This window comes from Photobacterium proteolyticum (assembly GCF_001939735.1).
Taxonomy (GTDB): domain Bacteria; phylum Pseudomonadota; class Gammaproteobacteria; order Enterobacterales; family Vibrionaceae; genus Photobacterium; species Photobacterium proteolyticum.
In genome coordinates, this window is sequence record NZ_MJIL01000093.1 from 18,996 (window position 1) to 33,667 (window position 14,672).

Annotated in this window: 9 protein-coding genes, 1 pseudogene and 1 riboswitch; of the genes and pseudogenes, 4 read left to right on the forward strand and 6 right to left on the reverse strand. The window is 44.5% G+C overall.

Features of this window, described 5'->3' with window-relative positions:
• Positions 1-45: 45 nt before the first annotated feature.
• Positions 46-1,929 carry a methyl-accepting chemotaxis protein gene (locus BIT28_RS23035; protein WP_075767297.1) on the reverse strand — a complete coding sequence of 628 codons (1,884 nt, stop codon included), beginning with the start codon at positions 1,927-1,929 and terminating at the stop codon, positions 46-48.
• 1,446 nt (positions 1,930-3,375) lie between these two features.
• Here BIT28_RS23035 and BIT28_RS23040 point away from each other — a divergent pair.
• Positions 3,376-3,759, forward strand: a complete 384-nt coding sequence (locus BIT28_RS23040) for a DMT family transporter (protein WP_139310512.1) — start codon at positions 3,376-3,378, stop codon at positions 3,757-3,759.
• A gap of 3 nt (positions 3,760-3,762) precedes the next feature.
• On the opposite strand, the gene BIT28_RS23045 is transcribed toward BIT28_RS23040, so the two are convergent.
• Positions 3,763-4,701 (reverse strand): LysR family transcriptional regulator, encoded by a 939-nt coding sequence (locus tag BIT28_RS23045; protein WP_075767308.1) that lies wholly within the window; start codon positions 4,699-4,701, stop codon positions 3,763-3,765.
• Between the two features lie 176 nt (positions 4,702-4,877).
• On the opposite strand from BIT28_RS23045, the gene BIT28_RS23050 reads away from it, so the two are divergent.
• From BIT28_RS23050 to BIT28_RS23060, 3 genes are read left to right on the forward strand one after another with little or no spacing between them, the layout of a single operon-like run.
• Positions 4,878-6,128, forward strand: a complete 1,251-nt coding sequence (locus tag BIT28_RS23050) for an efflux RND transporter periplasmic adaptor subunit (RefSeq protein ID WP_075767299.1) — start codon at positions 4,878-4,880, stop codon at positions 6,126-6,128.
• A 12-nt stretch (positions 6,129-6,140) separates the two neighbouring features.
• The gene (locus tag BIT28_RS23055) at positions 6,141-9,332 is read left to right on the forward strand and encodes an efflux RND transporter permease subunit (RefSeq protein ID WP_075767300.1); all 3,192 of its coding nucleotides are present in this window, start codon (positions 6,141-6,143) and stop codon (positions 9,330-9,332) included.
• Positions 9,333-9,716, forward strand: a complete 384-nt coding sequence (locus tag BIT28_RS23060; RefSeq protein ID WP_075767301.1) for a hypothetical protein — start codon at positions 9,333-9,335, stop codon at positions 9,714-9,716.
• A gap of 59 nt (positions 9,717-9,775) precedes the next feature.
• On the opposite strand, the gene dapA is transcribed toward BIT28_RS23060, so the two are convergent.
• The 4 genes and pseudogenes from dapA to BIT28_RS29855 form a co-directional block, all read right to left on the reverse strand.
• Positions 9,776-10,669, reverse strand: coding sequence for a 4-hydroxy-tetrahydrodipicolinate synthase (gene dapA / locus BIT28_RS23065; RefSeq protein WP_217696662.1), 894 nt, complete (start codon positions 10,667-10,669; stop codon positions 9,776-9,778).
• Between the two features lie 133 nt (positions 10,670-10,802).
• Positions 10,803-10,973, reverse strand: a riboswitch (Lysine riboswitch).
• Between the two features lie 163 nt (positions 10,974-11,136).
• Positions 11,137-12,318 carry a DUF3103 domain-containing protein gene (locus BIT28_RS23075; RefSeq protein ID WP_075767304.1) on the reverse strand — a complete coding sequence of 394 codons (1,182 nt, stop codon included), beginning with the start codon at positions 12,316-12,318 and terminating at the stop codon, positions 11,137-11,139.
• 257 nt (positions 12,319-12,575) lie between these two features.
• Complete coding sequence (locus tag BIT28_RS23080; protein WP_175577593.1) at positions 12,576-13,499, reverse strand: helix-turn-helix domain-containing protein; 924 nt, start codon at positions 13,497-13,499, stop codon at positions 12,576-12,578.
• A 954-nt stretch (positions 13,500-14,453) separates the two neighbouring features.
• Positions 14,454-14,672 (reverse strand): annotated as a pseudogene (locus BIT28_RS29855) (hypothetical protein); the annotation flags it as partial.

The following is a 14,672-nucleotide window of genomic DNA, read 5'->3' on the forward strand; positions in this document are numbered from 1 at the left end:
CTCTTTACATACACACTGCATATAATATGCAGTGTGTATTATTTATTATAATTGAAATGAATTTGCAAGGGCCTTCATTTTTCTGGAGTGAGATGAGATCTGCTGCGCCATATTTTGGTTTTGTTGAGCTGCAGCTGAAATATCTTTTGCTACATCACTGATTTGTGAGATGCTTGTATTAATCTCTGTTGATACGTGAGTTTGCTCTTCTGTTGAAGTAGCTATCTGATGACTCATATCTAAAATTGTTTCAACGGCAATACTAATCTCTGAAAGAGCACTATTTACATTATTTGATTGCTCTATAGTACGCTTAAGAACGCTTTCATTATTGTCCATCAGTTTTACTGATAGTGTGGCTTCCTTTTGAAGTTCTTCAATGACTTTTTGGATTTCACTTGTGCTATTTTTAGTTTTATTTGCAAGGCTTCGAACTTCATCTGCTACAACGGCAAATCCCCGCCCCTGCTCTCCTGCTCGCGCAGCTTCAATTGCAGCGTTAAGTGCAAGTAAGTTAGTTTGTTCTGATATGTTGTCAATAACCTCTAGTATGCTACCGATGTTTTGTGTTTGTTGTTCTAACTTCTGGTTAACAGCTACAACTTTATCTATGCCAGACTGAAGTGTGGTGACCTCATCGTTCATTTGATGCATAACTAATTCACCGTACTCAGATTTTTCTTTAGTTTGAGCCGCTGATTTTGATGCTTCTAATGCGTTACGCGCAACCTCGTCAACAGTAGCTGTAACTTCGTTCATTGCTGTTGCCGTTTGTTCTAATTGACTTGACTGCTCTTCTGCTCCGTCACTTAGTTGTTCTGACTGGGCTGATGCCGAAATAGCAGTATTTTCAAGGTTATCAGCAGCTAAGTTGATTTGCTTTAAGATCTCTTTTAAGTTCTTCTGTAATATGCATGCGCTTTTATAGATTCCTGTGTCGGCAGTGGTATATTCTTTTATATTAGTTAGATCACCTTCTGCAATGTTTTTTAACATTACTTCAACCTCATTAGGCTCACCGCCAAGTGGTTTATATATAGCTTTTTGAATCACAATATAAATAATAGCTAGAGATAATAAGATAAGTAAAAAAGCTATTAGTGTCGATTGCTTTAGATTGTTTAATGATGGGGCTTCAATTTTATGACTTGCCTCCCAAGACCAAAATGTCCATCCTAGGCTATCTAGTTTGGAAGATACAACAAAAAACTCTTCTCCATCTTGAGTATATAAATGGTGGCTTTTGTTTTTGTTGCTATATTTGGCATAGCTTGGTCTTTCTGAATAAAGGTTTTTCCCAATCATCTCGGGATATTTTGCTGCCAGAATGTAACCATCGTCTCGAGCAACGAATATTTGATTGTCTCCACTGTAATTTTCTAAGAATTTGCTTAATTCAGTAACAGATATATTTCCTGAAAGTACAGCGACAGTCTCACCGTTATATTTTATAGGTACGGCAAGCGCCATAACAATATCCTCTCCCTCTATTGTATAGGGGGTGGTCATAATTTTAGACTTTTTTTTGTTAAAGATTTCTACATACCATTCTCTGCTTAATTCTTTTGCGTTGAAGTTAGGTATTTTACCTGTTGATAAGTAAGTCTCACCACTTTTAAGACCAAAATAAATGTTATTAAATCCGGCTTTTTGCTGTAAGTTATTCATGGCTTCAGCATAGTTTTCTACTTGAGCTAAGTCTTCCTCCGTTGTCGACATTTGGCTTGCTAGTAGTTCTAATTTTGAGAAGTAAGCGTTGATCTTATGTTCAGCTAAACTCCCTAACAATTCGCTTTTAGAAGATAATGAATTTCTAGCCGACTGGACCGAGCCATCTTTGAAATTGATGTAATTTATGGTGGATAGTGTAAAAATCAGGCTGAAACTTAGCAATCCAAAGATACTTAGGAGGATGTGTTTTAACTTCATTGGTTTTTAGTCTCTTCGCTTTCTTTGTGTTTTACATGTTATTTCATTTTCCTTCATTTTCCTTCGTCATGCAACAGTGAACTGAAATTGTTGTTAAGATTGTGTTGACGGGTTGTCATTTAACGAAAGTGACTAATAACATGTATACTTGGGGTTCTCCTCCTTTGAATGCAACATCCGATATCTATTGTGGAATTGTGCTCTTGTGATTGATATAGCCTTATGGGAGCTTTACTCGTAGAACGCTGTAGACTGATATGTGTACGCTTATTATCAATGATGCTTGGTTTATGAATAGGGCAATGCAGAAGCAATCTCACGATCAGGATGAGCCTGTTTACCACTTTATAGCGATGTGTAGGGTTATGATTTGTATAAGTGCAGAAGCCTAACAAGTCGGCTTCATGACATGTCCTTGTTACTTGTTGTTAGAATGCCCAATTAACAGATGCACCAACAACAGGAGTAGACCAGTTGTCGGCATCTGAGCCTGCGACAGTAGCGCGAATGGCCGTGTATTAGATTCTGTTGTGGCTGCGATGGTGTATGCTGTTAGCTGATTTTGCAATGATGTGACGGTTGATTTGTCAGCTTTTGATGCAGTAGCATTATCTGCTAAAGATTTCGTTGTGCCGTATTACAAGGTCGGAACATTAATTACATCGTCAACAGTACGGTCGTTTTCGATAACTGGGTTGCTGTGTTCGTCCAGTCGTGTTGAACAAATTGCAAACTATTCCGATAGAAAGATAGTTCGACGTCTTTATTGCCATCTTTTACGGTCATGCTTGCATGGCCTTTTTCATATTCTTATGTTGAGTCAGGATTGGGATAGAACCAACCTTCTACATTACTATTACTAAACTGTTCAGCAGTTTGAATAGTTGTGATGCCAAGATCTGCTGCCATAGTCGGTCAAGAAAAAACTGATGCGATAGCAATCGACAATATAACGTTTTCATGCTTAACCTCATTATTCTTTCTGTTGGTATATTCTCAAAATGACTGAAGTTAATAACATATATGTGTGGTTTACATAAACAGCGATAAGGCTGCGGTATGCATTGTGATGTCAAATTAGAGCGGAGAATATATTTAGTTTGTTATCTGGAAGATAGATTAAAAGCATTAATATGCTGATTAATTATACTTAAAATGTATATTTTATTGTTTGAGCTTGTTGTTTACTCTTTTTGGTTGTTTTTTGTATGTGCTTTCTCTGTAAAATATCACTTATGTTATGGTTAATTGTTTTGCTTGTCTTTTTCCATTAATTGCTCTTGATAAATGATAAGACTTACCACTTTTAAGGTGTTTTTATTGTATATTTTAAACCGGATTCAAGGATATTATCCCTGTATAAAGGTAGTCGCTCTTACTATTTGAACCCAAGGGTTAGTTACTCTCAAATAATATAATCTTCCAGCCGAAAATAATGTTTGCTGTTTGTTGACACTGGGAGCAGGGTTTCTGCAAATGGTGTTGTTTGCCAGTTGGCTAGAGCAACCATTCGCTGCCATTCAGTCAATGACTCAAAGTGATATGGCGATAATTTTGTATATGGGGATATGCGGTACGCTGGTGGCTTATTATTTTTGGATGCAGGGTACACAGGTGATCGGGCCACGAAAAGTGACCTCGATGTTCAATCTCATTCCTGTTTTTACGCTTGTGATCAGTATGGCACTGGGAACAATGCCACACTTCACGCAATTGGTTGGGATTGTGCTGGTAACATCTGGTGTCGTGATAGCAAACAGTAACGTTCGTATTAAGTCGTTTGTTCAAACTAAATTGAACACCTCCAGGGCAGTCCCAAGAGAGCTATAGCCGTTACGAGCACACGCACTCAAACACTTCTCGCAGGTTTTGGTTCCAGCGAGTAACAAACTTCTCCTGAATATGATCTCTCAGCCATTGCAAACCTGCATCCTCGTCCTGGCGTTTGTGCCACCACATCGACACAGAGCCGCGCGGGATTTCAACTGGACTGTGAGTGACGGATAGCTTGCCGCTGGTAACGTGTTTATAGGTTGCGGCGGCAGGCAGGATTGCGACGAGATCGCTATCAATGAGAAGCGGTGCGGCCGAGGCAAAATGGTTAACTGTAACGGCTACGCGGCGTGTCATACCAAGCTGATGAAGTGCTCTGTCTGTCGCGCCATAGCTGTCACCGGATAACGACACCAGCAGATGGTCGGCACTGGCAAACTCTTCAATGGTTAAATCTGGTTTAGCCAGCGGATGGTCTTTGCGCATGGCGCAGACGTGACAGATATCGAGAAGGTGAGTCGAGCGGATACTTTCAGGTGCTGGAATCGTTCCTCCCATCACCAGATCGACTTCCGCATCATCCAACACCTGCTGGGCATTGGTAATGGTATAGGGCACAGCATGTAGGTTAATACCCGGTGCATGGGCTTCAAAATAACGGCGCAAGTCGAGCCATACGGTATCGACGACAATATCACTGACAGCAATCCTAAATGTGCGTTTGGCTTTTTGAGGATCAAACACATCAGGCTCAATGGCTTGATTGAGGTTGTGCAAAGGATCGCGGATTTGGTCCCAGAGATTCTTGGCATAGGTTGTCGGTTGGATGTTGCGGCCGTCTTTGACAAACAAATCATCCTTCCATGCTGCCCGCATTCGGGCGACAGCATTAGAGATTGCCGGCTGGGTCATTGATAATCGCTCGGCAGTACGAGTGATCGATTTCTCGGTCATGATGGCATCAAAAATCACCAGCAGGTTCAGTTCTTGTGGGCGCATACTGTCGTTCTGTTTATCAATTGAGGTGCGATACATCATAGTATTTTATGTATTTAATGGCTAGCCCTGCCGAATACATCACAAAAAGTTATGTGTGTGATAAAGATTTAAAATTATTTGTGATGTATTAATCGACATAGAATGCCTCCAAAGAACGACATTCCATGGAGAAAATAATGAAAACCCAACAAGGACTACGCAACCTGGTTCTCGCCACTGTCGCTGCCAGCGTGCTGATGGCCTGCCAACCACAGCGCGAAGAACAGGCCGGGATGAATCAACCGCCTGCTCCGCAAATCACGGTAGCGCAAGTGATAAGTGAAAGGGTTACCGAGTGGGATGAGTTCACCGGCCGCCTCCAGTCTCCACAGACCGTTGAGCTGAGACCAAGAGTATCGGGCTACGTTGAGCAGGTTGTCTTCGAAGAAGGGGCACTGGTCAAAGCAGGTGATATCTTGTTTATTGTTGATGCCAAGCCGCTTGAAGCACAGGTTAACCGACTGAAAGCCGATCTGGTTGATGCTGAAAGTCAGGCGCTACTTGCTCAGCGCCAGCTAACACGCGGCAAGAAGCTGATTAAGAAAAATGCGATTTCTCAGGAAGAGCTAGATAACCGCGCGGCAAGCTATCAGCAGGCCAATGCAAGAGTACAGTCCCGCAAGGCAGCCTTGGAGCAGGCTAAATTGGATCTTGAATATACCCAAGTTAAAGCACCGATTTCTGGCCGAGTATCTAGCGCGCTAATTACCAAAGGTAACTATGTTACGGCAGGGCAGAGCCTGCTAACAACGGTGGTATCGACTGACACGATTTATGCCTATTTTGATGCCGATGAACAGACATACCTTAAGTACAAGCGCTTGGCACGAGAGGGTAGCCGTCTTGATTCCCATGACAACAAATCACCGGTCATGATGGGACTGGCTGATGATCTGGGTTTCCCTTACACCGGTCATATTGACTTTATGGATAACCAAATCAACGAGCAGACCGGTACCATTCGTGGCCGTGCCGTGTTTGAAAATATTGATGGTCGATTTACACCAGGCCTGTTTGCACGGATCAAAGTGGCAGGCAGTGCCAGCTATCAGGGCGTTCTGATAGATGACAAAGCTGTCGGTACCGATCTAAACACCAAATTTGTGTTGGTATTGGATCAGGACAACAAGGTTCAGTATCGCCCGGTTAAGTTGGGTAAAAAACACAATGGCTTACGATTGGTCAGCGATGGCCTGCAGCCTGGGGATACGATTGTGCTGAAAGGGCTGCAACGTGTTCGTCCGGGAGCCGCTGTGAACCCGACTTCGGCAGCAATGGCCAGCGACGAGGCATTGGCACAGATAAAACGCCAGCAACAACGGGTTGATGAGCTACAGGCAGAAGTCACGATAGCCAGCAGTGATCCGCTTGCAGGTAAGCGCGGCTAAGGAACAGTAACAATGAAGTTTTCTCAATTCTTTATATCACGGCCGATATTTGCAGGGGTCATCTCTTTGATGATCATGATTGCCGGTGCCATCGCCGTCTTTCAATTACCTGTTACCGAATATCCGGAAGTGGTTCCACCAACAGTAGTGGTAACGGCCAGCTATCCTGGAGCTAACCCGACAGTGATCGGTGACACGGTAGCAACGCCATTGGAGCAGGCTATTAATGGTACGGAAGGCATGTTGTATATGTCTTCGCAGGCTACGTCGGACGGTAACCTCAGCCTGACGGTGACGTTTGAGCTGGGAACCGATATTGATGATGCGCAGGTACTGGTACAAAACCGGGTAGCACGTGCATTGCCGCGGTTGCCGCAGGAAGTTCAGCGCCTAGGGGTGGTGACCGAGAAGTCATCGCCGGATCTGACGATGGTGGTTCACTTAACCTCGCCGGATGATAGTCATGACATGTTATACCTGTCGAACTACGCCAACCTCAATGTAAAAGATGAGTTGGCGCGTGTTGAAGGGGTAGGTAGCGTTCGTCTGTTTGGTGCCAGTGAGTACTCGATGCGAATATGGCTCGATCCGCCAAAACTCGCCGCTCTGAATATGACGGCAATGGACGTTGTAAATGCGATCCGTGAGCAGAACCAGCAAGCGGCTGCCGGTAGTCTTGGCGCGCAGCCAACGGCCGAAAATAACTTCCAGTTGCTGATCAACCTAAAAGGCCGTCTGAGCACGGAAGATGAGTTCCGTAATATCGTGATCAAAGTTGGTGAACAAGGACAAATTGTTCGCCTTAGCGATGTTGCACGAGTTGAGCTGGGGGCAAACAGCTATTCTTTGCGTTCGCTGCTGGACAACAAACATGCCGTGGCTATCCCTATTTTCCAGCGTCCGGGTTCAAATGCTATCGAGATCTCTGATGGTGTCCGCGCCAAAATGGCCGAGCTCAAAGAAAATTTTCCACAAGGCGTTGATTACTCAATTGTCTATGACCCGACAGTGTTCGTCCGTGGTTCTATCGATGCCGTAGTGAAGACGCTATTTGAAGCCTTATTGCTGGTTGTCGTAGTGGTCGTTTTGTTCCTGCAAAACTGGCGTGCGGCAATTATTCCTTTGGCAGCCGTTCCGGTTTCGCTAATCGGTACCTTCGCCATCATGCATGGCTTGGGCTTCTCGCTAAATGCGCTTTCGCTGTTTGGCTTGGTGCTTGCCATTGGTATCGTGGTCGATGATGCGATTGTGGTGGTCGAAAATGTTGAGCGAAATATCGAAAATGGTTTACCGCCGGTAGCGGCATCCAGACAGGCGATGAAGGAAGTAACGGGCCCGATCATTGCAACGACCCTGGTGCTGGCAGCGGTATTTATCCCGACAGCGTTCATGTCCGGTCTGACTGGCCAGTTCTATCGCCAGTTCGCCCTGACGATTACCATCTCGACGGTGATTTCGGCATTGAACTCGCTGACATTGAGCCCGGCGCTGTCTGCTTTGCTCCTGCGCAGTAAAACTGCACCGAAAGACGGTTTGAGTAAGCTGATTGATTGGCTGTTCGGACGCTGGTTGTTCGTTCCGTTTAACCGTTTCTTTGAGTGGGGCAGTAATGCCTATTCCGGTACGGTGAAACGAGTGATCCGTGGTGCGGGTATTGTCATGGTGTTGTATGCCGGCCTATTGGCTCTGACAGGCTACCAGTTTGTTGAAACACCAACCGGTTATGTACCATCGCAGGATAAGCAGTATTTAGTCGCGTTTGCTCAGTTGCCTGACGCATCGTCGCTGGATCGGACTGAAGATGTGATCCGTGAAATGTCGAGCATTGCGCTGGCACATCCCGGTGTTGAATCGTCGGTTGCCTTCCCGGGCCTGAACATCAACGGATTTACTAACAGTCCAAGTTCAGGAGTGGTATTTGTAACGCTGAAACCGTTCGCAGAACGTCAGGAAGAGCACCTGTCGGGGAATGCCATTGCCTGGGCGCTTAACGGTAAGTTCTCAAGCATTCAAGATGCCTTTATTGCGATTTTCCCGCCGCCGCCAGTGAATGGTTTGGGGAATATCGGCGGCTTCCGCCTGCAGATCCAGGATAAAGGAAATCTGGGTTACGAGGAGCTCTATGCCGTCACCCAGCAAGTGATCATGAAAGCCTGGCAGGCACCGGAGCTGACAGGTGCATTTACCAGCTTTCAGGTGAATACGCCGCAGATTGATGTCGAAGTGAATCGTGAAAAAGCCAAAATGCAGGGTGTCTCGGTGGATGACATATTTGCCACTATGCAAATAAATCTTGGCTCACTGTATGTGAATGACTTCAACAAGTTCGGTCGTAACTATCAGGTTAATGTTCAGTCACAGGATAGCTTCCGGCAGGAGCCCGAGCAGATTGCTCAGCTGAAGGTGCGCAATGCCAGTGGCGATATGATCCCGCTGGGATCGTTTATTTCGGTTCATCATTCAGCTGGTCCGGATCGCGTTATGCACTATAACGGCTTTACGACCGCCGAGGTGAATGCTTCACCAGCACCGGGATTCAGCTCCGGTCAGGCTCAGGCGGCCATGGAGAAAATCTTGGCAGAAACACTGCCACATGGCATGAGCTATGAGTGGACGGAACTGACCTATCAGCAACAGCTGGCTGGTAATACGGCGATGTATGTTTTCCCATTGGTTGTACTGTTGGTCTTTTTGGTGCTGGCTGCACAGTACGAGAGCCTGAGCTTGCCGCTGGCCATCATTTTGATTGTACCGATGACGTTACTGTCGGCTATTACCGGCGTGATCATCTATGGTGGTGACAACAATATCTTCACTCAGATTGGCTTTATTGTTCTGGTGGGTTTGGCTACGAAGAATGCGATTTTGATTGTCGAATTTGCCCGCGAGAAGGAACATGAAGGGTTTACCGTAAGGGAAGCTATCCTTGAAGCCAGCCATCAGCGCTTAAGACCGATCCTGATGACCTCGATAGCCTTCATCATGGGGGTACTGCCGATGGTGATCTCGACAGGTGCCGGTGCTGAAATGCGCCAGGCGATGGGGGTTGCGGTGTTCTCCGGCATGATTGGTGTCACCATCTTTGGTCTGTTGCTGACGCCGGTATTCTATGTGCTGATTCGCAAATATTTGGGTAGGGCCTCGCTGAATAAAGTAGAAGCGAAAAGTCATGTTGGGCCTGACGGAGTGATTGAGGCGAGCTAAATGGATATGTTCAGATACTGTTTGATTGCGTCGGCATTGTTACTGACTGCATGTAGCTGGGTTGGGGGGGATTGTGATCCGCCTGAGATATTTGCGAGTGATTGGGCCCGTATTCAAATGCGCTCGGTGGAGCAGCACTTGTGGCAAGTTGGTGATATTGAAGCTGGCAGGTTACCGAACCAGCGTATTGATGCTGGGGGGCAGGATTATCGATTACTGCAGGTCGGTATGAGAGGGCAAGTACATGAGGATGATAATTGCCAGAGCGAAGCGCCAGTTCAACTGACGGTTGGTTCAGGGTGGATCATTGAGCCGATTGGAACCAGTTTGTGTGACTATGATCCGAACAGTACTGAACACCTGGCGAGTGTCGATAGCTTATAACGGCTAAATGTTTAATCAGCAACGGGGAAGTATCTTTTTAGAGACTTCCCCTTTTTTTATTAGCGGCTTGCAGTCCATTGGTTGACTGCGGTATCGGCCTCCAGGAGCGGAGCCAACTCCGATAACTCTTCGCTATAGAGAGGGGGACGAAGTTCTGCACTTGCAATGCGCCCCTGATGTTTCATTAATGCTTTCACCGGAATGGGGTTTGCGGCGCAAAATAGGCTGTTCCCTGCTTGTTGCCACAAGGTTTTGAAACTTGGCTCGGATTGGTTGGAGCTGCCAGCCAGATCAAGGCTCTGTCTGACATATCGTGCTGTGGCTTCTGGCCAGGCATTGGCAGCCACAGATACCAGGCCGCATGCGCCTTTGGCAATAAAATCAACGAGCAGGCCGTCATCACCACAGAAGAACTTGAGCGATGGTGCAGAGTGGTAATAGCGACTGAAATTCTCGGCACTTCCACTGGCTTCCTTCACTGCCCAGGCATTGGGGTGATCTGCCAGTAGTCCCAGTACTTGCTCATCAAGTGCGACACCGGTACGAGATGGCACGTTGTAGATCATGCAGGGCCATTTGCTGGCATCGAGCAGGCGGCTAAACCATTTTTGCTGACTGGTTGCGCCGGGCTTTGCATAAAGTGGCACGGGTAAGAGCAGGGCATCAATTGGATAATTTTTCAGGAAATCCAGCCACTGCAGCTGCTGGTGCAGCTGAAAACCGCCGACACCAACCATCAAAGGTACAGAAAGTGACATATCACAAACATGCCGGATAATGGCTTGTTGCTCGTCTTGGGTCATTGCCAGTGCTTCGCCGGTACTGCCTAGCAGTAGGATCCCGTTTCCGGCGGCGTCTTGTTCCTTGGCGAGTTGGCTCAGGGTTGCAAAATCAATAGACTCGTCAGGCAGGAACGGGGTGATGAGGGCCGTCCATAGTGTAGTCTGTTGCAAGCGTTCATTCCCGTAAGCGGGAGCAGTAGTGTGATTAGGCATCTCTCATCCGAACTTGTTGCTATCCGTAAAGAGAGCTTGGTATTGCGAAGGCGCCAGGGGCTAGAGGCCACAAGAAAGGCGAAAAAACACAAACACCAGAAGCTCTCCACCATAGGTGACAGTCCTGGGGATTCAGCCCCAGCAACCGATAAGTGTTACGTCCAAACGCAAACCTATCTCGGCGTTAATCCCCCTAATCTGCTGTCATTGGTATTTGGATACCTCGAACAGACTCCCTGGTTAACGCACCTCTTCTGATCCCATTATTTCGGGATGCCTTGATTCAAACATCTAACAAGGCAATGTGTCAATAATGTTGTGAATATTTATGCAGAAAGAGTTCAATAAGCTGTCATGGTGCAGAAATATACAGTCGAAGAGGGCACAAAAAAGGCGCTACGGCATGCGTAGCGCCTGGAACATATTTAAGGGCGTGTTGGCGAGATAGTCAATGGTTCAAAGGTAGCAACGGCATTTCCACCGGCTCCCGGGTGATCAACATACGAGGTATCTTGCATTAATGTATAATAAACATCGACATAGTCATCATCATTAACTAGCAGGCCATCAGGAATGGCGGCAATGATCTTGCCTGTAATTTGCGGAATGATGGCATAAGCCTGAACCTCGGGATCCGGGATCATTTTTAGGACTTCTTCCGCGACTTTGACCAGCAATTTAGCTAATTCTTTATAGTCCGTCCCGTCATCCTGCTCCATTAAGATCATATCTGCAGCGCCCCAGCGGTAGCGAGACCAATAGATGGCAATCTGGTTTGGATAGTAATCGGTGTTGTCATAATCAAGGTACGGCATTTCAATCAAGTCGAGTGTTGGTTCGTCTCTGCTTGGGTTAACACCGGTAACGATGGCATAGACCTCCGCTTTGCCAGAAATCCACGGCTCTTCGTCATCTGCCAGGCGAATTTTCTTGATGGCTGTGGTTGAAATCGGCGCGGTTGAGCTGCTTTTGAACGTAGATTTAAACTCAGCCTGTTGAGTTGCGTCGCCTTCACTCTGCAATACAGCAGGCTGCCCTAACTTTTGCATTTCTGCCTGCATGGCCTGAAGTCCGGCTTTCAGCTCTTTAGCGCTATTGTTGTCGACGACAAACACAGGCACGTCAGGCATTTGGTAGGCATCAAGCTGATGAAGCTGGCCGTAGATATCGTAGGCTTCGATATATTGCCATGATTCGTCATCACCTTTTGGCTCAAAGGCAAACAAAGGGCTCATGCCGTCTTTCCACTCTTGCACCATCGACTTGTCAGCAAGTCTGATTTCGAGAAGTTCATCTGTGTAGTCAGAAACTCCCTTCATCGTCCTGATACTAGTATCGGCTTTGTACATTTGTTGGGTAAAGGATGACTCAGGTTCTTCGGTTAGCAGTGTTGATAGCGAAATTGTCAGATTCTGATCAGTGATTTGAGATTTAAGGGTTTGTTCAATGTCTGCGTAACTTGTACTCAGCTGCTTAGCCAGCCCCTGTTTGTGCTGTGCAATGACTTCGGCATTTTGAGTGGGAGATTGATTGGTAGCCTGTTCATCAGATTGGCACCCAGCCACTGTCAAAGCGAGTAATAAGCATATTGGTGTTATTTTTTTCATTGTATGCCTCTGGATAGTTTTTATTGTGTGTAGAGCTTAAGCTCTATGGCTAATAGTCCGTCATGGCATAGGTCAATTCAATATAATCTCAAAAACAAAGCAAATTATTGCTGACAAGATCAAAAACAGCGCCCTTCAATGGCTGGTGCTTCACCCAGATGTCACACTGAGCGTGATTTGGCAAAATTGTGGTTTTTTAGAAGGGCACGAAGCCTAAAGGCCTTAGGCTTCCTGCTATTCTTTGAGCTGAAGGTGGATTATCGGGACTTTAATGTGTTCTTTGGATACTCACCAAACATCCTAAAGTAGTCTTTGCTAAATCGACCTTGGTTAACTACACCGTACAGGCTCAATAATTGAGCAATGTTATTGCAATTTTTAGAGACTAGATCCTGCCTGATCATATACAAGCGCCGAATTGTTAAATACTGCTTAGGTGTAACGGAAAGCAGCTGCTTAAAGGCGTATTCTAATGTTCTGATACTGCAAAAACATTGTTCAGCGATATCTGGTATAGATACATAGATGTCATGACTGCTGTTGATATATTCAAGTGCTCTTGTGACAATGGCATGTCGTTTGTTGTATGGAATGCTTGTTTTTTTTAACTCGTTGTTATCATCTTTAAAGAGTATTCTTATTGCGTTGGCTATATAGCATTGTATGTCTAATACGGCCATTTCGGATAGGCTGTCACTGTGTTTGAGCGAGTAATCGATGTTTCTGAACAGCTGTTTTTTGAAATTTTGGTATGAATTTAAATTGGCCTTCCCTGATCTTACAATCTCAGACTTGTGTATCAATGAAGAATGTAGGTCATGGCCGATATGTTTAGCAAGAAATTTGCTCTCAATACTAAAATGGTAGCCATTTAACTCTTGTTCAAATAAAGCGACGATCTCTTCTGATGGCGGCATAATGTACAAGCTATTATCGGCATTAACTTGTATGCCGTTAACTCTTATTGCTGTGTTATTGCTAGGAATCGTAAATGCAAAATGGTCACTATGGCAAACACCATGAAACATGGCTTGCTTCCCTATACTAATTCTCGACAGCATCGCTTTGGGGAATATAACTAAGTTATTGGAGAAATTAAACGTGCGTCCAGATAATTGTTTTACAGTCTGATCAAGATGAGCTAAAGAGGCGGCAAACTGCTCTATATCATTATGATTCAACGAATCCTTTGTAATCATATTGGTATATTGTTATTAAGGCTGATATGTTGTTTTGGAATGAATGTCACGTTCTCATATGTAAAATGTAATGTCCAACCCTTAATTTCTACACTGTGAAGTTCAGTTTTGACAAAACTTTGTACTTAGAACAGATTCATATATTAATGCGTTGTTTTTAGTATAAAAATAGAAATAAATGCCTGTAAAAAACCAAAATGTACAAAACGCGCAAATTTGCAGGGATGGAAAGTATTATTGGTTAACATGACAGTAATTAATCAAATGACGCTATTTGTATGATGAGAATAGCTATTCTTAGCTGGAATTGTCATACTATTTAAGCGATCTGTAGAGAGGATAGTACGAGGTGATTAAATGAGTACGAATCACCGTTCAATTAATTACTTCACCTGTTACGTTTTTATTGGGATCGCTGGTGGGGGAATTTTTTAATGGATAATGTACAAAAGGCGAAATTATACTTTGAATCATATATTGTTCGTTAATTATATGCTACTGTGATTGATGTTATGATACATAAGTCATACAGGGTAACGTATGTTTTATGAAGGTTAGGAACGGCTATGAGTTTAGATATTACTCAACTTGTCTTTGATACTTTTGACGTGTTTTTGTTTTATTGTTTTCTAGGTTATTCATTTATAGAAATGCTATAGAATAGCCTTGTTTGCATCTCTCCTTATTGGGTATGTTTAGATACTTAACCCTCTATCCGTTATCATATTTTTAATAGTCTAATATTGTCTTTCTTTGCATTTATTTGTCAACAGGTGAAGTCGAAATGATGTCTGATAATCAGCAGAAAATGCAAAATGTATATACAAGTGATTGCTTATATGGTTGGCTGTTATAAAAGCTGTTAGCTGATAAATATATCAGTTATAATAAAGCTGTTTGTTGTTTATGGATATGACAGGCATCTCAACCCACGGATTAATAGCTCAGGAATTTCATGTTTTCAGGTTCAAGCCCAATAGAAAAGCTTCTATTTATGTTGCTTACTGCGTTTTTCGTGGCTGCTTCTGTATTTGTCGTGAACACTGTAACTGATTTTTTTGTTGAACTAGAAATTAGGGCGTGTTGATCTTTCGTGAGTGTTTTTTGAACAGCATGGTAAAGAGTTATAATTTGCTTCGCCAAAAGTAAAACCAT